The organism is Providencia sp. PROV048, assembly GCF_033688165.1.
Taxonomy (GTDB): Bacteria; Pseudomonadota; Gammaproteobacteria; order Enterobacterales; family Enterobacteriaceae; genus Providencia; species Providencia hangzhouensis.
Genome location: NZ_CP096360.1, coordinates 1104587 through 1127631 on the forward strand (window position 1 = coordinate 1104587; position 23045 = coordinate 1127631).

At 39.8% G+C, this 23045-nt stretch carries 19 protein-coding genes; 13 read left to right on the top strand and 6 right to left on the bottom strand.

Annotation, left to right across the window (positions count from 1 at the left end; translation table 11 throughout):
• The first annotated feature begins 453 nt into the window (after positions 1-453).
• The gene (locus M1F26_RS04740) at positions 454-1449 is read left to right on the top strand and encodes a LacI family DNA-binding transcriptional regulator (protein ID WP_004260608.1); all 996 of its coding nucleotides are present in this window, start codon (positions 454-456) and stop codon (positions 1447-1449) included.
• 31 nt (positions 1450-1480) lie between these two features.
• Here M1F26_RS04740 and M1F26_RS04745 read toward each other — a convergent pair whose 3' ends face one another.
• Positions 1481-2935, bottom strand: coding sequence for a glycoside hydrolase family 32 protein (locus tag M1F26_RS04745; protein WP_140171282.1), 1455 nt, complete (start codon positions 2933-2935; stop codon positions 1481-1483).
• 203 nt (positions 2936-3138) lie between these two features.
• Between M1F26_RS04745 and M1F26_RS04750 the strand changes: the two genes are divergently transcribed.
• From M1F26_RS04750 to yjiA, 7 genes are all read left to right on the top strand, one after another.
• Entirely contained in the window at positions 3139-4086 is a 948-nt protein-coding gene (locus M1F26_RS04750) for an aminoimidazole riboside kinase (RefSeq protein WP_140171280.1), read from the top strand.
• Positions 4087-4258: 172 nt separating this feature from the next.
• Entirely contained in the window at positions 4259-5185 is a 927-nt protein-coding gene (rarD, locus tag M1F26_RS04755; protein ID WP_140171278.1) for an EamA family transporter RarD, read from the top strand.
• Positions 5186-5307: 122 nt separating this feature from the next.
• Entirely contained in the window at positions 5308-6486 is a 1179-nt protein-coding gene (gene purT, locus M1F26_RS04760) for a formate-dependent phosphoribosylglycinamide formyltransferase (protein WP_140171276.1), read from the top strand.
• Between the two features lie 221 nt (positions 6487-6707).
• Complete coding sequence (locus M1F26_RS04765; RefSeq protein ID WP_140171275.1) at positions 6708-7163, top strand: WG repeat-containing protein; 456 nt, start codon at positions 6708-6710, stop codon at positions 7161-7163.
• A 429-nt stretch (positions 7164-7592) separates the two neighbouring features.
• A complete protein-coding gene (locus M1F26_RS04770; RefSeq protein ID WP_004260588.1) occupies positions 7593-9746 on the top strand; it encodes a carbon starvation CstA family protein in 2154 nt (717 codons plus the stop codon).
• 101 nt (positions 9747-9847) lie between these two features.
• On the top strand, positions 9848-10051 hold the full coding sequence (locus tag M1F26_RS04775) for a YbdD/YjiX family protein (RefSeq protein WP_004260586.1): 204 nt from the start codon (positions 9848-9850) through the stop codon (positions 10049-10051).
• Positions 10052-10073: 22 nt separating this feature from the next.
• Entirely contained in the window at positions 10074-11042 is a 969-nt protein-coding gene (yjiA, locus tag M1F26_RS04780; protein ID WP_140171273.1) for a GTPase, read from the top strand.
• 365 nt (positions 11043-11407) lie between these two features.
• Here the strand turns inward: yjiA and M1F26_RS04785 are convergent, their stop codons facing one another.
• Both M1F26_RS04785 and M1F26_RS04790 read right to left on the bottom strand, forming a co-directional pair.
• Positions 11408-12730, bottom strand: a complete 1323-nt coding sequence (locus M1F26_RS04785; RefSeq protein ID WP_318837655.1) for a serine dehydratase subunit alpha family protein — start codon at positions 12728-12730, stop codon at positions 11408-11410.
• Between the two features lie 208 nt (positions 12731-12938).
• On the bottom strand, positions 12939-14285 hold the full coding sequence (locus M1F26_RS04790; RefSeq protein ID WP_004260574.1) for an MATE family efflux transporter: 1347 nt from the start codon (positions 14283-14285) through the stop codon (positions 12939-12941).
• 199 nt (positions 14286-14484) lie between these two features.
• Here M1F26_RS04790 and M1F26_RS04795 point away from each other — a divergent pair, with 199 nt between their 5' ends.
• Together M1F26_RS04795 and M1F26_RS04800 are read left to right on the top strand one after the other, a co-directional pair.
• Complete coding sequence (locus M1F26_RS04795; RefSeq protein ID WP_136133972.1) at positions 14485-15381, top strand: diaminopimelate dehydrogenase; 897 nt, start codon at positions 14485-14487, stop codon at positions 15379-15381.
• A gap of 170 nt (positions 15382-15551) precedes the next feature.
• A complete protein-coding gene (locus M1F26_RS04800; RefSeq protein ID WP_004260570.1) occupies positions 15552-16286 on the top strand; it encodes a hypothetical protein in 735 nt (244 codons plus the stop codon).
• A gap of 62 nt (positions 16287-16348) precedes the next feature.
• On the opposite strand, the gene M1F26_RS04805 is transcribed toward M1F26_RS04800, so the two are convergent.
• Positions 16349-17176: a phosphoenolpyruvate hydrolase family protein gene (locus M1F26_RS04805; RefSeq protein WP_004260569.1), complete on the bottom strand. Its 828-nt coding sequence runs from the start codon at positions 17174-17176 to the stop codon at positions 16349-16351.
• A gap of 12 nt (positions 17177-17188) precedes the next feature.
• Positions 17189-18406, bottom strand: a complete 1218-nt coding sequence (locus M1F26_RS04810; RefSeq protein ID WP_110592268.1) for a Tm-1-like ATP-binding domain-containing protein — start codon at positions 18404-18406, stop codon at positions 17189-17191.
• 372 nt (positions 18407-18778) lie between these two features.
• Between M1F26_RS04810 and M1F26_RS04815 the strand changes: the two genes are divergently transcribed.
• Positions 18779-19411: a TetR/AcrR family transcriptional regulator gene (locus M1F26_RS04815; protein ID WP_004260563.1), complete on the top strand. Its 633-nt coding sequence runs from the start codon at positions 18779-18781 to the stop codon at positions 19409-19411.
• Positions 19412-19607: 196 nt separating this feature from the next.
• Entirely contained in the window at positions 19608-20657 is a 1050-nt protein-coding gene (locus tag M1F26_RS04820; protein WP_110592266.1) for an AbrB family transcriptional regulator, read from the top strand.
• A 59-nt stretch (positions 20658-20716) separates the two neighbouring features.
• Here M1F26_RS04820 and M1F26_RS04825 read toward each other — a convergent pair whose 3' ends face one another.
• Complete coding sequence (locus tag M1F26_RS04825) at positions 20717-21064, bottom strand: YacC family pilotin-like protein (protein WP_096863287.1); 348 nt, start codon at positions 21062-21064, stop codon at positions 20717-20719.
• 240 nt (positions 21065-21304) lie between these two features.
• On the opposite strand from M1F26_RS04825, the gene cueO reads away from it, so the two are divergent.
• Positions 21305-22921 carry a multicopper oxidase CueO gene (gene cueO, locus M1F26_RS04830; RefSeq protein WP_140171269.1) on the top strand — a complete coding sequence of 539 codons (1617 nt, stop codon included), beginning with the start codon at positions 21305-21307 and terminating at the stop codon, positions 22919-22921.
• Positions 22922-23045 lie beyond the last annotated feature (124 nt).

Genomic DNA, 23045 nt, shown 5'->3' on the forward strand with positions numbered 1-23045 from the left:
ACTGATTTGATATTCATACTAATCTGATAAAATACGTAGATAAATAAAGTGAAATTTAAATTCCACAATAATATTTTCTACTGATCGTTGTTTTTTTTATTAATGTAATACTGACCTTAATTTATATTAAAAACATCATCTAGTTAAATTTAATATAAAAATAGAAACAATAGTTAAAGTTTGTGTCATTGGGTAATATTCGATTAATGACGTGTAACATTTTAGGTGATTTTACTTATTAAATGTGTTTTTATCATAAAGTGATAGACAGAAATATTGCTAAAGCTAATCAATAATATCTTAAATCATTAGTCATAAAAAGTCTTAGATGTACACTTATGTTGTTTTTTGAGGTGATAGCTCTTAACTTGTGAATTGACGAAGATTAAGTACTTTTTATATCTAACATGTTAAAATTAATACTTACCTAGTTTTGATGAGTGAATATACTTAATGGCTTCTTTAAAAGACGTAGCTCGACTTGCAAATGTTTCATTGATGACTGTATCAAGGGCAATTAATAGCCCTGAATTACTAAAGCCTGAAACCTTGAAACAAGTCCAACAAGCTATTGAGTCACTCAATTATGTCCCTGATTTTTCAGCGCGAAAGATCAGAGGGAAAAGCTCTAGGGTTTCGACAGTTGGTGTTTTGGCCCTCGATACAGCAACTACCCCTTTTTCTGTAGAAATCATTCTTTCAATAGAACAAACCGCGAGGCAATTTGGCTGGAGTAGCTTTGTAGTTAATATTACATCTAGCGAAGATAGTGAAAGAGCTGTCCGACAATTATTATCTCAGCGGCCTGATGGTATTATTTATACTACGATGGGGCTTCGAGAAGTAGCGATTCCAGAAACATTACATAATAATCGTTTGGTTCTTGCTAATTGCATAGATAAAAATGGGCAGTTCCCTGCTTATGTGCCAGATGATTTTAATGGTCAATTTAATGCAGTAAAACGCTTAATAGAGAAAGGGTATCGAAATCCTCTTTGTCTTTATATTCCGCAAGAGACACTTGCTGGAAAAATGCGCCGTGAAGCGGTGGAGTCTGCGTGGGCAAGTGCTGACTTACCGCTAGCATCACTTCAGCAACATCATTTAGAGTTAGGCGATGAGCATTATTTAGATGTTATAGCTTTAATTAATAGTCATTTTAAGAATAAAAAACCGAATTTTGATGTCATTATTTGTGGAAATGACCGTATAGCATTTTTAGCTTACCAAGTACTACTTAGTCGTGGCTTACGTATTCCACAAGATATCGCAGTACTTGGCTATGATAATATGATAGGTGTCGGGGAACTATTTTATCCTCCATTAAGTACGGTTGTGTTACCGCACTATCAATTAGGCCAACAAGCCGCTTTACACATCATAGAAGAACGGCAGCAAAATAGTGTTGAATATGTTGCTTGCGACTTGTTAGAACGTAATTCTTTTTAACCTTGCAGAGAAAAGCAAATCTAGTAGCTTGCTATTCAATGGATTTTTTGATCTCCCAATAAATTGCTTTTTCGAGCTTTGCTTGCTGATTTATTGCAAATAATCTTAAGTCCCGCTCACTTTGATGGGGGTAGATTCGACAACTAAAATTGACTTCACCATCATTAATAAATACTTCCAAACTAGAGTGATCGATAAAAGCATTTATTTTAAGTTGATGACCTTCAGGTATTGGCGCACAACGACTATCACTAATTGTATATTCAGGGTAATGACGTATTAAGGTTAATTGCTGACTTTGGTTATCAATGTAAAACTGTACGCCGTATCCTACCCAAAAGCCGAATTTTTCAGCAGGGCTTTGCGGTAAGTCCCAGATAAGTTCTATTTCACAACTTGTCGCATTCTCATTCAGTATGATTGTGCTGTTTTTAGCTAGTGTTGTTGCGGGAAAATGGCTTGCGGACTGACGTAATGTTTTCAATTCCTCTATAGGTTTAGCGATAATTTTACCTTGTTCATTCAGTTTTAGCTCTCTAGGTAAAGTAAAACATCCTGACCACCCATGTTTTTGTGTGGGCATATGGCTTTCCCACATATCCATCCAAGCGATAGCGATACGGCGGCCATCTTTAGCTAAAAAGGTTTGAGGTGCGTAAAAGTCTTGGCCAAAATCAAGTTCTGTAAATGCATGTGAAATTTTATAAGATGAATTAGGAGACCAATTACCAACCAAATAACCATTTTGAAATAGATTTCGATACTGATAATTTTTTGCCTTTTTTCCTTGAGGTGAAAAGAGGGCAACAAATTGTTCGCCTAATGGAAAGAAATCAGGACATTCCCACATATAAACATTATCGTCGTCAGTTTTTGCCAGAACTTGGTAGTTTTGATCCCAATTTAATAAGTCTGTACTCTTAAATAAAAGTATTTGTCCTTGATCTTGGGAGTCTCTTGCTCCGACGACCATCCACCATTTTCCATCTTGTCGCCAAACTTTAGGATCTCGAAAGTGCATATAACCATCGGGTGCAGAAAGTACAACACCTTTCTTTTCGAAATGAATACCATCTTCACTGATTGCAACACATTGTGATTGGATGATTTGACTATCATCACCTGGATTTGCTAACCAGATGTGGCCCGTGTAGAACAGATATAATTTATTATCGTAACTAATTGCAGATCCTGAGAAACAACCATCTCGGTCATAGTCTTCACTAGGTGCTAACGCAATTGCCTGATGTTCCCAATGTACCATATCTGTACTTGTTGCATGCCCCCAATGCATGGGGCCCCAAATCGCACTAAATGGATGATGTTGATAAAATGCATGGTATTGGCCTTGATGATAGATCAAACCATTAGGGTCATTCATCCAGCCTGCATAAGGGGCAAGGTGGTATTGTGGGTAAAACTGCAAGTCCATATTTTTCCTTGCTGTTTTGATGGCTTCGTTGGCTAGTTCAAGTTGTTTTTTCATTATGGCTTCCTGAATGTTTTTCGATCGCAATAACAAAATAAGCACATGAAATTCAATAATAGGTGCGTTTATTTGCTGGTTTCTTTATACTTAATGTTAACGTTAACAGTTTGCGTTTACTAGTTTTATTTTTATGAGTTGGTAATGTGCTAGCTATGAATAAGAATGAAGGTTAAAAATATAAAACTCGCAAAGGAGACATAATGAAAGTTTGGGCGTTAGGGGATGCTGTCATTGATTTAATCCCCCTTCAAAATATGCAATATGAAGCTTGTGCTGGTGGAGCACCTGTGAATGTTGCCGCGGGTGTTGCACGCTTAGGGCAAAACAGTGGTTTTATTGGGCGAGTCGGCGAAGAAGCTTTTGGGCATTTTATGCAGAAAACCCTATTTGATATAGGGGTTGATACTAGTGCGATGGAGTTTGATGAAAAGTATAAAACAAGTACTGTTCTCGTCTCGTTACACGAAAATGGAGAACGTGAATTTTCTTTTTTAGTTTCTCCTTCGGCCGACCAATTTTTAACGATAAATAATTTACCGCAATTTGGTAATGATATTTTGCATTTTTGCTCATTAGCTCTGGTGCACCATCAATGCAGAGCATCACTATCGACAGCTATCGAACAACTCAAGCTCGCTGGCGGATTACTGAGCTTTGATATTAACATTCGTCCGCAAATGTGGTCAGATCCCGACGAAATGCACCAAATTGTTGATAATTTTGCAAAACAAGCAGATATTTTAAAACTTTCGGATGATGAATTGCTGTGGTTAACGCAAGAAAGTCGTTTTGAGAATGCCATAGCTAAATTGCAAAATTACTCTGCTCAATTAAAAATTGTGACTCAAGGTGCTAAAGGTTGTCAGGTGTTCACCCCCTCAGTTCAAATAGCCGTAAGTGCTTATTTAGTTGAAAGTATTGATACTACTGGTGCAGGTGACGCATTTATGGCAGGGTTATTGGCGGCCATCTCACAATATGGGCTAGTCAACGAAAAAGAGGGATTGATGAAGGTCATCTCGCAAGCTACGGCTTGTGGTGCATTAGCGACAACTAAAAAAGGCGCTATCGCTGCGGCTCCGACACAACAGGAATTATTTGTATTTATGCAGCAGCAACCGCCATTACATCAACGCGATGTTTTTTGATGAGAATATATGTGTATTGAGCAACTAAAAGGTAGCGATATAGTTACCTTTTAGTTTAAGAATACTTGATATAATTCAAATTATATTATGGTGGTGGCAAGTTTTATTTTTTGCATTTTGGCGTATGATAAGTAGCTAATATTATTTAATCAGATTTTATTGTGGATAAATCATGTTGCTTCGCTCGGGAGTAGCTCTTGCTATTTTTTCCTATATCTTATGGGGAATAACACCATTATTTTATCGTTTACTTCCCGGTGCGGAACCTTTAGAGCTACTTGCAGAACGTCTTATCTGGTCTGTACCTATACTTTTTCTTGTTCGCTTAATTATCAAAAATAAATCTTTATGGCGTGAGGTATGGTCTGACAAACAGTCGATAATCCTGTGTTTATTTAGTTCGTCGGTTATGGCGATATCTTGGACAACATTTACTTATGCATTAACCCACGGGCAGGTGTTAGCTGCTAGTCTTGGCTATTTTATTAACCCATTATTTTCTATTTTACTTGGTGTTTTGTTCCTTCGCGAACGGCTTGTTTTTGCAGAAAAAATGGCTGTTATTTTTATTTGTGCGGGGGTCGGTTACCAAATTTGGCAGTATGGTGAATTACCTATTTTAGCGTTAGTAATGGGGAGTGCTTTTGCAGTCTATGGGTTAATCCGTAAATTTATTCGATTTGATGTGATTACGTCTTTATTTCTAGAAGCACTTTGGTTGCTTCCTATTGCAATAACGATCACTTGGTGGTTAGCATCTCATGGTCTAAGTGCCGTGGCGCAAGGGGATTGGCAAATTAAAGTTCTTTATATGTTAGCGGCGCCTGTCACAATAATTCCTTTGCTCTTTTTTACCGCAGCAATTAAACGGACATCATTAACGGTGATTGGTTTAGCGCAATATATAGAACCAACAATTCAATTTTTATTGGCCGTATTTTTATTTAATGAGCTCTTTGATTGGGTCAAAGGTATTAGTTTTTCACTTATTTGGATTGGTTTAATGTTTTGTGTATTAGCTATTTTACGCAAACAGTATATTAAATTTTCTCACAAAGAACCTTTTATTACTGGGCGCGACCAAACGCCATTAGATTAAATAATTACAAATATTATCAATTGATTATAAAAATTTTTTTTATGGTATTTTTTCCTTGATAGTAAAAGCAAACGATTGCGTATATAATGGGTATCAACTTTTTGTCGGTAAGGTCATCAATCATGAATCAATTAGGTACTGCGCTGTGTAAATCTGCAACAAAAGTCATGCTGTTAGGTGCTGGAGAGTTAGGCAAAGAAGTTGCGATTGAATGTCAACGATTGGGCATCGAAGTTATTGCGGTTGATCGCTATGATAATGCGCCAGCGATGCATATTGCACACCGCAGTTATACGATAAACATGCTTGATGGCGAAGCGCTGAAACAAATAGTCTCACGGGAAAAACCTGATATTATCGTGCCTGAAATTGAAGCAATTGCGACACAGGTATTGATGGAGCTTGAACAGCAAGGACAAAAAGTGGTTCCGTCTGCGAAAGCCATTGTACTTACTATGGATAGAGAAGGGATCCGTCGTTTAGCGGCAGAAGAGTTGAAATTGCCAACATCAGAGTATCAATTTGTAGACAGTAACTCCGATTTTATTGCAGCGGCAGAAAAAATTGGGTTTCCCTGTATTGTTAAGCCTGTGATGAGTTCATCAGGAAAGGGACAAAGTGTGATCCGCTCTCAAGCAGAATTAGATCAGGCTTGGGATTATTCGCAGCAAGGTGGTCGAGCAGGGCAGGGGCGTGTAATTGTTGAAAAAATGGTTAATTTTGATTTTGAAATTACATTGTTAACAGTCAGTGCGGTGGATGGTATTCACTTTTGTGCGCCTATAGGTCACCGACAAGAAAAAGGGGATTACCGTGAGTCTTGGCAGCCGCAGTACATGAGTGAGGCTGCGTTGAAAAAAGCGCAAGACATTGCCAAGAAAATTGTAACCTCTCTAGGAGGTTATGGAATATTTGGTGTTGAATTATTCGTATGTGGTGACGATATCATTTTTAATGAGGTTTCGCCTCGTCCCCATGATACGGGGATGGTGACGCTTATTTCGCAGAGTTTATCTGAATTTGCATTACATGTTCGTGCATTTCTTGGTTTCCCAATTGGCGTGATCCGTCAATATGGGCCGAGTGCTTCAGCGGTTATTTTACCTAATTTACAAAGCCAAAATGTGGTTTTTTCAAATATTGGTGCTGCTTTGGGGTCTGACACCCAATTACGGTTATTTGGTAAACCTGAAATTGCAGGAACTCGTCGGTTAGGTGTGGCTTTGGCGATTGCGGATTCTATTGAAAATGCATTAGATATGGCGAAGAAAACCGCGAATACAGTGTGTGTTTCTGGTTGATCTTGATGAATTTTGCGCTCAATGACTCTAAGTTAGTGAGCGCTTGTATACTTTAATTTTAACTTTGAGATTATCTTCATATAAGACTTTATTTACCTTTATTCCTAGTTTCACTGAAATAGATATCCGCTATCTTTAATTAAGAGAGTATTTAATAGAGCAAAGTTGATGAGCTTAGCGTCTTATCACTTAGTAGGCATAAAAGTAGAATAAGGAAAGTTATGATGATTCATTATGTAGTTGGTTTAATGTCATTAGGATTAATATCTTTTTTATCAACAGCGCAAAATCTTGAACAACAATTCAGTTTATGGGTAGAGAACGAAAAAGATAAAATCGAGTGTTTAGAGCAACAATCTTCATTTAAGTATTGCTTAGGTAAATCATCGAATAAAGGTTTGGCTGTTTTTGACCAAAAAGGACAAGAGATTTACCAACTTTACTATTTTGATAATTGGCCTGATGAAGCGCAAGACGGGGTATATCGAATTCGCAAAGAAAATAAAATTGGTTTTGCAGACGCAATTACTGGGGAAATCGTGGTTGATGCAATTTATGATTGCGCGTATCCCTTTGAAGCAGGGAAAGCGAAAGTCGGTATCGGATGCGAAACGCAAACAGATGCTGAACACAGTTGGTGGGTTGGTGGTAAATGGACAACAATTACACGCCAATAGCACATAGATATTATAAAGTTTTAGATAACTTAACGTTGAGATTTCACGTTATTAGTGAAATTTGTTTACAATAAACTTCATTTTATTCATATGAGTTACATTTTTTAACTTATTGAAAACAAATCAGAATCGTTATGTGGATCACATTTTTGACCTCATATTCCCTTCCTTAAAACCATTTAAAGTAAAAAACAAACCGCTTAATTCTATATGGCACCACTTAGCATAACTTTAGTCATTTGCTGAGTGTAATTTCATACCATATACACCATGGCAGAGCTCAATTTTTTAATTCAATACAGTTCAACCACTGCCAATTAAAAAACCATCAACGATAAATGATAAGCAACGAAAACACAGCGATATCGTTTTTTAAGATGGTTAATACAAAATCAATGGCATGTTCGTTTTACCTCAGAAGGGTGTTCTATGAACAAAAATGGTATTTTAAAGCACATTCCGTGGATGATCCTCGGGATAATCGGTGCAGTCTGTTTAGGGGTTGTTGCACTCAGACGCGGTGAGCACATTAGTGCGCTGTGGATTGTCGTCGCTTCTGTGGCGGTGTATCTCATCGCATATCGTTATTACAGCTTATATATTGCTAAGAAAGTGATGAAGCTGGACGAAACACGTGCGACCCCAGCCGTCATTAATAATGATGGTTTAAACTATGTTCCGACAAATAAAAATGTTCTATTTGGTCACCACTTTGCCGCTATTGCAGGGGCTGGGCCATTGGTCGGACCTGTTCTTGCGGCGCAAGTAGGCTATTTACCCGGTACCTTATGGTTACTAGCTGGGGTTGTGTTAGCCGGTGCGGTGCAAGATTTCATGGTGTTATTTATTTCATCACGCCGTAATGGTGCATCATTAGGGGAAATTGTTAAAGAGGAGCTTGGCCCGATTCCGGGAACGCTGGCGCTCTTTGGGTGCTTCCTAATCATGATCATTATCCTTGCTGTATTAGCATTGATTGTGGTGAAAGCCTTGGCAGAAAGCCCATGGGGTGTCTTTACCGTTGTTTCAACAGTGCCTATCGCATTGTTTATGGGGATATATATGCGATATATCCGGCCGGGGCGCGTAGGTGAAGTTTCTGTTATCGGTATTGTTCTGTTAGTTGCTTCCATTTGGTTTGGTGGTGTGATTGCTCATGACCCATACTGGGGTCCAGCACTGACATTCAAAGACACGACGATCACTTATGCGTTAGTCGGTTATGCGTTTGTTTCAGCATTATTACCTGTATGGTTAATTTTAGCGCCTCGTGACTATTTAGCGACCTTCCTGAAAATTGGGGTTATTGTTGGTTTAGCGATTGGTATCGTTATTCTAAACCCTGAATTAAAAATGCCAGCTGTCACCCAATTTGTTGATGGCTCCGGTCCTGTTTGGAAAGGTACTCTATTCCCATTCTTATTTATTACCATCGCTTGTGGTGCGGTATCCGGTTTCCATGCGCTTATTTCTTCAGGGACAACACCTAAGTTATTAGCAAACGAAAAAGATGCGCGTTACATCGGTTATGGTGCAATGTTAATGGAGTCATTTGTTGCGATTATGGCACTGGTAGCGGCTTCTATTATCGAACCAGGCTTGTATTTTGCAATGAATACACCACCGGCAGCGTTAGGTATTACTATGCCTAACTTACATGAACTGGGTGGTCCAGATGGCGCAGCTATCATGGCTCAGCTCAAAGATGTGTCTGTTCATGCAGCCGCTACAGTGAGTTCATGGGGCTTTGTGATTTCACCTGAGCAAATCATGCAAACAGCGAAAGATATTGGTGAGCCGTCGGTGTTAAACCGTGCAGGTGGTGCGCCAACATTAGCGGTAGGTATTGCGTATGTTTTCCATGAAATCATGCCTGCGGCAAATATGGGCTTCTGGTATCACTTTGGTATTCTGTTTGAAGCGCTGTTTATCTTAACCGCATTGGATGCAGGAACCCGTTCTGGCCGCTTTATGCTGCAAGATTTATTAGGTAACTTTGTTCCGTTCTTGAAGAAAACTGATTCACTGGTTGCGGGTATCATCGGTACAGCAGGCTGTGTTGGGTTATGGGGTTACTTATTGTATCAAGGCGTTGTTGACCCACTGGGCGGTGTTAAGAGCTTATGGCCTCTGTTCGGTATCTCGAACCAAATGTTAGCCGCGGTTGCTTTAGTCTTAAGTACAGTTGTATTGATTAAGATGAAACGCAGTAAATATATTATGGTGACTGTCTTACCTGCGGTATGGCTATTAATCTGTACAACTTGGGCATTGGGACTGAAATTATTCAGTGATAACCCACAACTGGAAGGGTTCCTATACTTAGCGAAATCTTATAAAGATAAGATTGCGGCAGGTGGTGCAGAGTTAACTGCACAAGAAATTACTAATATGAATCACATTATTATTAATAACTACACCAACGCTGGGCTGAGTATTCTATTCTTAGTGGTTGTTTACGGTATCATTTTCTACGGTATCCGCGTTGGGATGAAAGCACACAAAAACCCAGAGCGTACAGACAAAGAAACACCTTATGTTCCTGTACCTAAAGAGGGCGTGAAAGTTTCATCTTCACATTAAGTCACCCTTCAACGGATTTGAACATCGAAAGGTGTTCAATAAATGAAAGGTCGCCCTACATTATGTGCTCATGATGTAGGGCATTTGTATTGGAGAGGCTGATGTTTGGAAATCTCGGCAAAACAGGAAAATACCTCGGGCAAGCCGCACGTATGTTAATTGGTATTCCTGATTATGATACTTATGTGCAGCATATGAGTGATAACCATCCAGACAAACCTGTGATGACATATAAAGAATTTTTTCGCGAAAGACAAGATGCACGGTATGGTGGTAGTGGTAAAGGCGGATTTCGCTGCTGTTAATCAATGAAGTGTGAGGGCAATAATGAAACCTATTAGCGTAACAATTTTAACCGGTTTTCTCGGTGCAGGTAAGACGACTCTCCTTAGCCATATTCTTCATGCTGAGCATGGCCATAAAATCGCAGTGATTGAAAATGAGTTCGGTGAAGTCCCCATTGATAACGCAATAATTGGTGATCGTGCGACACAAATTACGACATTAAGTAATGGGTGTATTTGTTGTAGTCGTTCGAATGAATTAGAAAATGCCTTATTAGACCTATTAGATGGCCTTGATAGTGGAAAATTAGACTTTGACCGTCTGCTCATTGAATGCACTGGCATGGCAGATCCCGGGCCGATCACTCAAACCTTTTTTTCCCATGAAATCCTCTGCGAACGTTATGTATTAGATGGGATTATTACCTTAGTGGATGCTGTTCACGCTGATAAACAATTAAATGATTTCGCTATTGCTCAAGCGCAAATTGGCTATGCAGACCGTATTTTATTGACCAAAACCGATATTGAGCCAAATAATGAAGCTTTAATTGAACGTTTACAACGTATTAATGCGAGAGCACCGATTTACCCAGTTATTCAAGGTGATATCGACCTGAGTTTATTATTGGATATCGAAGGGTTTTTATTGGATTCACAGTTGAATGTCAAACAACCGACATTCCGTTTCGCGCCTAAACAACAAAATGAAGTCGGCTCGATTGTCCTTGAATTTAATTATCCTGTTGAACTGATGGTCGTTTCTCAAGTAATGGAAGACCTATTACTCGGTTTTGCAGATAACTTACTGCGTTATAAAGGAATTCTTTCCATTATGGGTGAACCAAAACGCTTATTATTCCAAGGTGTTCAACGCCTCTATAGTGCGGATTGGGATAGAGACTGGGAAGTTGATGAACAACGCCGCAGTGTATTAGTGTTTATTGGTATTGACCTACCAGAAGATATAATTCGTGAAAAATTCGCAGCCCTAGAAGTTAATTCAAAATAGAACAATTCAAAAAAATAATTTCAAAACGAAATTCAAAACGAAATTCAAAGTCATTAGCGGCGTAGCAAGGCGGCAAAAGAGCCAATCCCTAGGAGCATACACAAGTATGTGACTAGGGTTGGCGAATGTAGCCAACAATGCTACGGCGTTAAGGGCGAAGAATTAGCGACGTAGCAAGACGGCAAAAGATATAATCCCTAGGAGCATACACAAGTATGTGACTAGGGTTGGCGAATGCAGCCAACAACGCTACGGCGTTAAGGACGAAGAATTAGCGGTGTAGCAAGGCGGCAAAAGATCCAACCCCTAGGAGCATACAAAATATGTAACTAGGGTTGGCGAATGTAGCTAACAACACTGCGGCGTTAAGGGCGCGCTTTAGCGGCCATAATTTCAATAATCTGCAAGTCAGTATGTCTCATAGAACCCGCAGCTAAAGAACATAAATTGGCAATGGACTGGTCGACATCATCAGAAATAATACCATCCGACCCTCTGACACAGCTGTTATCTAATGCCATTAGCACGGCTTTATAAGCGGCACTCGCACTGGTTGACACCTTCATTGCACAACTGTTTGATGCACCATCACAAATCATACCACTAACATCACCAATCATACTGGAAATTGCCATTGCGACGACTTCATAGCGGGATTCTAGTAACCAAGCGATGCCTGCAGCAGCCCCCATAGCTGCTGTTGTCGCAGCACATAGTGCCGATAACGCAGGAAGCTGGTTGTGAATATAAATAGCCATTAAGTGTGACAACATTAAGGCTCGAGCCAGTTGCTCTTCAGAAGATTGCAAATAATCTGCAGTGACAACTACCGGCATGGTTGCTGCAATACCTTGGTTACCTGACCCTGAATTACTCATTGCGGGCAATACAGCCCCTCCCATGCGTGCATCAGAAGCCGCGGAGGTACGGATCATAATTTCTGACATTAAGTCTTTTGAAAGCAAACCACGGTCTCGCTGGGTTTGTAATGTTTTGCCGATATGTAAGCCATAAACATTGCGTAAACCTTCTTGAGATAAGGCTTCGTTTAAATGCGCGGCTTCAAGAATAAAACGAATATCCTCTAAAGGCGCTTCGGTGGCAAATTGATACACAGACTTAGCAGTGACTGGCGGTAGTGGGATGTCAGCTGCACAGTCAACTGGAGATTCATGGTGAGGTTGAGCCGTTGTGGCATCAAATACGGTGTGATTGTTATGAATAATTTTAACAATATTCGTATGTGACCCCGCAATGATGACGGTTGCGGATTCTGTTTGGGTATATACCGTGGCTTCGGAGTAGATAACATCGTCGCAAGGGTGCTTAATATCAACGGTAATAGCCCCTTGTGCTAACATGGTTTTACTTAATGCAATGGCATCCGCAGATGCTGATTTTAATACTTCTAAACCTGCTTCAGCATCACCGCCAACTGCACCAAGGGCTGCAGCAATGGGTAGACCAACCATTCCTGTTCCGGGTACGGTTACGCCCATACCATTTTTCATGAGGTTAGGGGAAACGAAAGCACAGACTCGGGTCACTTTGCCATCAAGAAATGAAGCCGCTTTGGCGGCAGCATATGCCAATGAAATTGGCTCAGTACAACCTAAGGCAGGCTTTACTTCTTGCTTTACTGCGTTGATAAAATATTGCCAAAGTAGTGGTTGTGATTGAGCATGCATGGCAAGTCCCCTTAATAAAATCTTTTTTGATTTTATTATTTTAAACAACAGTCTGGAGAAAAACTTCACTAAGTTAGGGGATTTAAAGAGAGTGGAGAGAAATATTATCTCTAATTTGAATTATAAAAATGAAAAATTTCTAACTTTGAGCTTAGTCACAAAAGTCCTGCCTATAATATTCGGCAGGACTGAGTGATAACTGAACAGATTAGCTTTCTACATCAAGACGCTTACTTTGCCACTTACGTGAACGCCAGCGCCATGCATTGGTTAAGCCGCGCAACCATTCATCAGCAAAGAAACCTAACCAAATACCTAAGAGGCCCATCTCCATTTTTATGCCTAAGAAGTAGCCTAATGGGATAGCGACACCCCACATAAAAATAATAGCGGTACACAGAGGAAAGCGAGCATCGCCAGAGGCACGCAAGGCATTTACCATCACGATATTAATTGTTCTGCCGGGCTCTAAGAACACCGAAAGTAAAAATAATGGCAGCAGTACCTTAATAATACCTTGGTCATCAGTAATATTATTTAAGATAGGATCACGGAATAACCAAAAAGCAATAACGACACCAATTGTTACGTAAAAACCCATTTTAAGGCTTTTTACACCGCGCCTAAATGCATCTTCAAAGCGTTTTGCTCCAACAAGGTGGCCAACCATAATTTCATTACCAATACTGATAGAGATCCCGAACAGCATGATAAACAATGATAATTGGAAATAGAGCGTTTGTGCCGCAAGAGACGTTTCCCCCATGAGACCGATAAACGCAGATGCGGTCATAAAATGGAGGATCCACACAAGATTTTCCCCCGCAGAGGGTAATCCAATATGTAAAATCTTACCCAACATTTTCCGTGACCAGTGTATTAACATCATTGGGACAAATTTAATTCTCAGCCCATAAAACAGTAGGCAGAAAAGTAAAATAACGGCAACAATACGCCCAACGACTGTTGACCAAGCAACGCCTTCAAGGCCGTATTGTGGTAAGCCGAAGAAACCATAAAGCACAATGATATTACCAAATACTGTAATCACATTAGCGATTAATGTGACCCACATTGCAGGTTGCGCTTTACCATAAACCCGCAAGCATGCCGCTAAAATAATTGAAATCGCTTCAGGGATTAAACAAATCCCTAGAATACGTAAATAAGTATAACCATCAGCCATTAAATGCGATGGCATATTCATAATAGTTAGAATGCTATAGCCAAAAAATAACGCAACTAATGCGCTGGAAAAACCAAGAATAAAGTTAAAAGCGATTGAAATATGAATCGCTTGGCTGGCTTTTTCTCGGCGGCCTGCCCCTAGGTATTGGGCTATAACAACGCTACACCCCACACTGATAAAGTTAAAAATAGTGATAAATAGGTCAAACACTTGGTTTCCCACCCCCATAGCAGCAAGGTAGGCTGTAGACACGTGACTAACCATGTAGGTATTAATTAATAATGTGGCCAAATGAAGAAAAATATCGATAAAAATTGGCCAGCTGAGCGAAAAGAGTGACCGCTCAGTCACATCGGATTGATGCATTGAGAACCTTTATATATTCATGAATGATAGGGAAAGCTTTCTGATGGGCTAATTCTACATGGATTTTAACAATGAAAATAGGGTTAAAATGCGTCTGATTTAATTAGGCTAATGTTTTGTTTACTTTTAATTATTCTGTTAAATTCAATTTCGCTATAAATAATTTAATAAGCAACATCAGAACTGTATAGGAGCAAAAATGACAAAAATTAAAGCAGCAATAGTGGGCTACGGTAACATTGGTCGCTATGCACTAGAAGCTGTTCTGGCCGCTGAGGATTTTGAGTTAGTCGGGGTAGTTCGTCGCAATACGCAAGATATTCCTGCTGAGCTTTCTGGATATAAAGTGGTTGATGATATTGAAAAACTTGGGAAAGTTGATGTTGCACTCTTGTGTTCACCAACGCGTGCTATCGGCCCATTAGCAGCTAAAGTTTTGAGCCTCGGTATTAATACGGTTGATAGTTTTGACGTGCATTCAGATATTGTGGCGCTAAAACACAGCTTAGATGACGTTGCGAAACAGCATAATAGCGTGGCGGTTGTTTCTGCCGGATGGGATCCTGGCTCGGATTCGATTATGCGTACATTGATGCTAGCAATGGCACCAAAAGGGGTAACTTATACGAATTTTGGTCCAGGGATGAGTATGGGACACAGTGTGGCCGCTAAAGCTATCAATGGCGTAAAAGATGCCCTTTCTGTCACAATTCCATTAGGAACAGGGGTTCATCGTCGTATGGTTTATGTTGAATTAGACGGTGGCGCTAAGTTCGATGAGGTGGCTCAAGCGATTAAAGCAGACAGCTACTTTTCTTCTGATGAAACACATATTCGTCAGGTGGATAGTATTGATGCATTAAAAGATGTTGGGCACGGTGTGCACATGACTCATAAAGGGGTTTCAGGGGCAACACATAACCAGTTGTTCGAATATTCAATGCGCATTAATAACCCTGCACTGACTTCTCAATTTATGGTTTCTGCCGCACGAGCGACGATGAAACAAGCAGCAGGCGCATATACAGTGATTGAAATTCCACCAGTGAATTTCTTACAAGGTGATTTAGATACGCTGATCGCCAAACTGGTTTAATTAAATTTAATCTATCTGTGGCATGACATTTATTCGTTCATGCCATCTTGTCGATATTTCTTACACTTTACCTCGCTTTGAACCTGCCATTCAGACTTTAGCCACTGTTTATTTTTTGTGTGATCAAGTAGCTTATTAATAAAATGATATTGCTGAGATGGAGTGAGCTAATGGTAAAACCACCAAGGAATGGGAAAGATAAAAACCAAGGTTTTTTCCCAGAACAATCTTCAGTAAAAAGTGTGAAGGAGAACCCGCATTCTTTCAGTATTATTCGTGCTTTTTCTAAAATAATAAACTACGGTTTTTCATTGTTTTATGTTGGTTTTATTCTATCTGTATGGTTTTTTCCTGAATACTATACGGTAGAAATTATTTATAACCTGACGTTGATCCTGATTTTTGAATTTATTTTAGTTCACTCGGGCGTCTTTATGGCGGTATTTCGTGATTGGCGAGTATTAACGTTATTTGCTCTTTTCTATGGTCTTTTTGCACTGGCCATCAATATGTCAGTATTAGGTGATTCCCCATTAATTTTATATTTATACAGTGCCACTGTTGCCAATCGAATGCTTTTTGGTTTAACCAGCCGAACAGAGCAAGAACGTTCAGAAAATATGGGCTATTCAGCATTAATGGCACTCAATTTTATGTTCTGTATTTTCTCGGTGTTAATTTTATCTTTCCTCGTGCCTTATGGCGGATTAACGCCTGAATATTTAAGGTCGATTGACTATTATTCGAGTATTTCTAGCGGTGGTGAATTCCCGGAGAAACCCCATGTGGCTTTTGCCTTTGGCGTGCTCTACTTTGGTATGCCTATATTTATGGCTTGTCTAACACATTTCTTATGCAAAGGGCATTCTATTTACCAGAAAAAGGGAAGTAACTTTCGTGGCTAGAAAGATAAAAAAACGCCTACCGAAGTAGGCGCCTGGTGTTGGCAAAATATAAAGTAAAAAAACTAACGTGTAATTGATTTAAATTTTTGTGTGGTGGCGGTTAATGCCACTTCTGTTGGTAAACGTTCCATTGAGCTGGCACCATAGAAACCATGGCAATCAGGGCAGTTGGCTAAAATATATTCAGCATCTTCAGGGGTGGCTATTGGGCCACCGTGGCACAGAACAATCACATCTTCGCGTACTGATTTTGCCGCTTTTGCCCATTCATTGATTAGTGGAACGCAATCTTTGAGCGTCAGGGCGGTTTCTGCTCCAATATTCCCCCCTGTCGTTAGCCCCATATGTGGCACAATAATGTCGGCACCAGCTTTAGTCATCGCAATGGCATCTTCAGCGCTAAAAACGTAAGGCGTAGTGAGCAAATCTTTCTCATGAGCGAGACGGATCATCTCAACTTCTAACCCATAACCCATTCCGGTTTCTTCTAAGTTGGCGCGGAAATTGCCATCAATTAAGCCGACGGTAGGGAAATTTTGCACTCCTGCGAAACCTGTTGCTTTGATATCATCAAGGAATTTATCGAATTGGCAGAATGGGTCTGTTCCATTCACACCCGCAAGGACAGGAGTATGTTTTACTACGGGTAAAACCTCTTTTGCCATATCCATAACGATTTCATTCGCATTGCCATAGGCTAATAAGCCTGCAAGTGAACCTCTACCTGCCATGCGGTAACGGCCTGAGTTATAGATAACGATTAAATCGATACCGCCCGCTTCTTCACATTTAGCAGATAGCCCTGTTCCTGCGCCACCACCGATGATTGGTTCTCCCCGAGCAATCATGTCTCTAAATTTTTTTAATAAATCTGCGCGGTTATGTTTCATAGTTAACCTCTATTATTTGTTCAAAATTTCCTGGTGAAGCTGAATAACCTGGTCACAAAACTCTGTGGAGTTAATATGATAAGGACTCAAAATAAGTTGTCTTTTCTCTGTTATTATTAAATTTGCTGTTAAAGCATCAATGAAGGCTTGATCTGCGATAGGATCCCAAAATGGAGCACCATCAACATCTAATGCTGAAAAGCCTGCTGTTGGGATGATAAAGCGCACTTCACCATTACAACGATTTAATTTTTCTGCAATCCAACGACCCATTTGCTGATTTTCTTCTTTGGTCGTTCTCATTAAAGTGACTTGAGCGTTGTGATGATAAAATAAGCGATTTTGGTAGTGTTCGGGCACAGTCGAAGGGCGGCCGAAATTCACCATATCGAGAGCTCCACAAGACATCACGCAAGGGGTTTGAGTGCGTTCAATAGCACCAAAACGGTCTTCATCACAAGCTAATACCCCACCAAATAAATAATCACATACTTCGGTGGTTGTAATATCTAAAACAGAATGTAATAACTGGCTATCAATTAGTTTTTCCATGGCTTTGCCACCACTGCCTGTCGCATGGAAGACTAGACAGTCATATTGCGCCTCTAACTCTGTTGTGAGCTGCTGTACGCATGGGGTCGTTACTCCGAACATGGTTAGTGCAATTGCTGGTTTTAAGTCATGCGGTTGTTCTTCGTCGTCAAACCAAACAGCTCCTGCTATTTGATTAGCAGCATTTTTTAATACTTTGCGGGAAATGATATTCAAACCTGATACATCAGTGACGGAGTACATCATCGAAATATCACTCGCGCCGATATAACCAGAAATATCCCCTGATGCCATTGTGGAAACCATTAATTTTGGAATACCTACGGGCAATACTTGCATGGCGGGTGTAATGAGTGCGGTTCCACCCGAACCACCTAAACCAAGAATAGCGGCAACATCTGTTTGTGCGGCAAGATAAAGGCTGAAAGCCTGTGCCATAGCTTCAATGGCTTTACCGCGGTCACCACAGAAAACGGCCTCAGTACCAAGTGGATGAAAACTTGCGACAGTGTGTGCGCTGATATCTGCGTTTTTTTCTAATTGCGTTGGTTGTGTTGTCAGGTCAACAGTACGTACCGCCAATCCGGCGTTTTTGATTAATTCACTAACATAAAATAGTTCAGCACTTTTAGTGTCAAGCGTCGTTACAATATAAATAAAACCCGGATGTTTTTTCATATACAAACCCTTTCAGAGTAAAACGAGCGTTGAATTTTTCATCATAATGAGACTATAGTATCATTGTGGTTGATTGTAAAATGAGATTGTAGTCTCATTTTTGGTTTATTATGACGTTATTGACTGATAATGTTTTTATCCTATTGATAAAATAGTATAAATTATTATTTATAGACCTGAGCTATTTTGAGTATATTTGGATATTTAAAAGATATAATTGTGATTGTTATGATTTTTGCTATTACTTTTAAATCACCTTTATGAATAATTTCTTTAAATCATCAACCAAGTGCATTTACCTATTCACACTTATATGTTTTCATGAGCTCTAACTCATTTTATAGTAAGTGACAGTATTTTAAGGATAAATTAATGTCTAAAACTAATTCACATTCAGAATACAAAGGGACACGAAAACGAACCTATGTATTGTTGATTAAGACGGCTTTAGATTTATTTGAAAAAGGGGCGATGCCTTCTGTTTCTGAGTTGGCACTTGAGGCGGGAGTTTCTCGTGCGACAGCTTATCGTTATTTTCCGACACAAGCCGATTTAATTACTGCAACGGTTAATGAAAGTTTAGGTCCTATTTTAACTTGGCGCCCGCAAAGTGAGCAAACCGAAGAGCGTATTGACGAGCTATTAACCTATGCTTTTCCACGTATGTTTGAACATGAAGGTGTTTTACGAGCCGCGCTGCAAGTATCATTACAGCAGTGGGCACAGGGGCGAGCAGCTCCACAAAGCATTAAAGATAAGCGTCTAGAACGCGGTAATCGTAAAGAAATTCTTGCAATGGTCACATCGCCAATGAAATCAGAATATCCGCAAGAAATTATTGATAAAGTGATTCGTGCTTTTTCTGTTATTTATGGTTCTGAAATATTTTTAGTACTAAAAGATATTTGGAAAATGGATGATGCTCAAGTAACACAATTAGCGCAATGGATGTCCAAAGCGGTTATGAACCAAGCTCATGCTGATAACATAAAGAGAAGGAAATAAATTTTTCACTGTACCGTGTCAATCTAAGTTAAAAAGATTTTTTCAGACCAAGTTAAAATAATAAGATCAAAACCTAATAAATAGATAAATGTTGGTGGATATCACTAGGGTGATAAATAAATAAAAACTAAAGCTATATGGCTTAAATAATATGATATAAATTAGGGATATAAAAAGACTTAATGGTTAATACCATATGAAGAAATTATTAAAAATGATAGGTGGGATTTCCATCTGTGCTTTAATCGGTGGCGGGCTTACTTACCTAGGAGTTCCCCTTGCATTGATGTTTGGCCCGATCATTGCCATTATCATTTTTCATCGTTTTGGTATTTCCTTCGCAATTCCTAAACACACCATTAGTTTTGTTCAAGTCACGTTGGGAACCTCTGTGGGCTTGATGTTCAATCAAGTATCTCTTAATGAAGCGGACAATTTATTTCTTTTATTATTGATGTTGGTTGTTTGTTTGGCTGTGCAATTTTCGTTTAGTTTTTTTTGGTTTTACCGGAAAGTCGGTTGGACAAAACAAGAGGCAATGCTTGGCTCTGTACCCGGTGCTATGGCGGCAATCCTCGCATTAACAGACCACACCCATACACCGCCTCAGAAAATTGTTATTTCCCATACAATTCGCTTAATTATTCTTATCTTATTAGCAGGAATTGTTGTTGGCAGTGATGGTGACCCACAACCGATAATAGAATTGCCAGAATTGACATTAATTTCAACGGGATGGCTGCTGCTTATTATTGCTGTTGGGGTGATTTCAGGGGCCATTTTACAGCGTTTAAAAGTTCCTGCGCCTTTTATGTTGACGTCATTAGCGGCGGCAACACTCATTCAAGGTTGGGCTGATATCCCATTGAATTTTCCACTGATGTTGACTGAACTTAGTATGGTATTGATTGGGATGAACATTGGTAACCATTTCATTGTGTTCCCACTTTCCTCGTTGATTAAAAATATATACTCTTCAGCTCAAGTCGTGGTGGTTAATATCGTGCTGACTTTTCTTATCACGGTATTTGCATCTTGGATTACAGGCTATGATATTTCGGTGTTACTGTTAGCTTGGGCCCCGGGAAGTATGGAAGCGATGACATTCGCAGCAATTACCATGAATTTAGATGCAGGCTTTGTTATGTCAAACCATATTATCAGGATGGTAATTATTCAAAGTATTCCATCGATAGCTTTGTTTTGGCAAGAAAGAAGGCAGAAAAGAAAGAATAATTTAGAGTAAAGAAAGAAAACATGCAGGCGATATTTTGGCATGTTTTCTTGATGGGCTTTCTTATCAGCTTACTTGACGTAAGCAAAGAGGCCAAGAGAATCCCGTGCAAGGGACTGGCATTTAAACTCAGTAGTGAGTGGTATCCCTTTTAGGTCACTATAACTTTCTTTGTTAAGGGCGGTCATTTTTTCCGCATTATAGTTGCTAAGGTCCCATTTGTTACTTTTAGCAAAGTAAACAATGGCACGTTCAATTTCTCTATCTGGGATTTGTGAATACCCGCAATCATATTTTAGATAAATAAAAACGGCCGTGAGATCAGCAAGATCTTCAGCTTCGTTGTTGGAAAGGGCTCTGGCAGAATTGGTTATCCCTAACAGAGTCATTAAGCATGACATCAATATAAATTTGCGCATTCGTTATTCTATCTGTTTTCTATGTCAAGTTACGTTAGCATAAGAATAGAATTGTTAGTCAACTATATTTTTCTTAAATCCATGTAATAAACCCACATTTTTAGAGTGGCTTTATTGACCTTCCTGTAAGGGGAAGCTTTATCATACCTCCATTAAACCATGTTTTGCTTCGAAAGTGTAATTTGTCATAAATTACACCACTGATGATTATCGATTTGATAAATAAAAGGAAGGTTATCAATGCTACGTCGCGATTTTCTTAAGTTAAGTGCTATCACATATGCTGCAAGTGCGCTGCCTATTTGGAGCCGCATCGCGGTAGCAGCAGGAAATTATCCAACATTAGCGATTCCACCCTTATTGGAGCCTGATGCGCAAGGCAACATTCAGGTCGTTATTCAGCAGGGCGTTTCGCAATTTGTTCCAGGAAAGCAAACGACGACATGGGGTTATAACGGTAATTTATTAGGCCCTGCAATTAGTTTGAAAAATGGACAAAATGTTAATATCAATATTATTAACAAACTGGCAGAAGACACCACGGTTCATTGGCACGGTTTAGAGATTTCAGGTGAGCAAGATGGCGGCCCTCAAGCGATAATCCAACCAGATACAAGCCGTAAAGTGAATTTTACGGTAAATCAAAGCGAAGCGACATGTTGGTTCCATCCTCATACTCATGGAAAAACCGGCTACCAAGTGGCGATGGGGTTAGCTGGTCTTGTATTAATTAAAGATGATGCCAGCACAAAACACGGCTTACCAAGCGATTGGGGTGTTGATGATATTCCTGTCATTTTGCAAGACAAACGCTTAAAAGATGATGGACAAATTGATTACCAGCTTGATGTGATGAGTGCGGCTGTGGGGTGGTTCGGTGACATCATGCTAACGAATGGTGCTGTTTATCCTAAACATGTTGCCCCGAAAGGTTGGCTGCGCTTAAGGCTATTGAATGGCTGTAATGCTAGAAGTTTAAATATATCCACCAGTGATGGACGTAAAATGTATGTCGTTGCGAGTGATGGTGGTTTATTAGCCGAGCCGATTGCGGTAACAGAATTACCTATCTTGATGGGAGAGCGTTTTGAAGTATTAATTGATGCCTCCGATGGTCGTGCATTCGATTTGGTAACTCTACCTGTCGGGCAAATGGGTATGACGATCGCACCATTTGACCAGCCTTTGCCAGTACTGCGTATTGAAACAACGTTGACGAAGGGAGAAGGTGACTTACCATCAACACTTGCAGCAATGTCTGCTATTCCTTCTCTTGCTGGCTTAAATCGCCGTCGTTTCCACTTAATGATGGATATGCGTTTGGACATGCAAGGCATGATGATGTTACGTGAAAAATATGGCGACCAAGCCATGGGTAACATGGGCGGTCATGGTGCAATGATGGGGAATATGAACCACGGTAACATGAATGCAAGTAATATGAATCATGGAAATATGAATGGCAAAATGGGAAGTGGCGGCCACTGTGGTACAGGTTCTGATGGTTTGGATATTCATAATGCGAATACTATTAATGGGCAAGTTTTCTCAATGACGCATCCCGCATTTAATGCCCCTATGAATCAGCAAGAAATTTGGGTCGTTTCAGGGCGTGGCGATATGATGTTGCACCCATTCCACGTCCATGGCACACGTTTTCGTATCCTAAAAGAAAACGGCCAAGCCGTAGCACCTCATCGCCAAGGGTGGAAAGATATTGTTAAAGTGGAAGGGCAGGTGAGTGAAATTTTAGTCGAGTTTAAACACCCTGCAACTCAACAGCACCCTTATATGGCCCATTGCCATCTTTTGGAGCATGAAGATACAGGAATGATGTTGGGCTTCACTGTCAGTTAACAGCAATATTTATTTTCAGAGAAAATGCAGTGTGAAATTTTAGCACTGTATTTTCCTTTATTAGTATATGCGTGCTGCCTATGTTAAAATTACGTGCTTTCCATTCCCATAGATGCGTAATAGA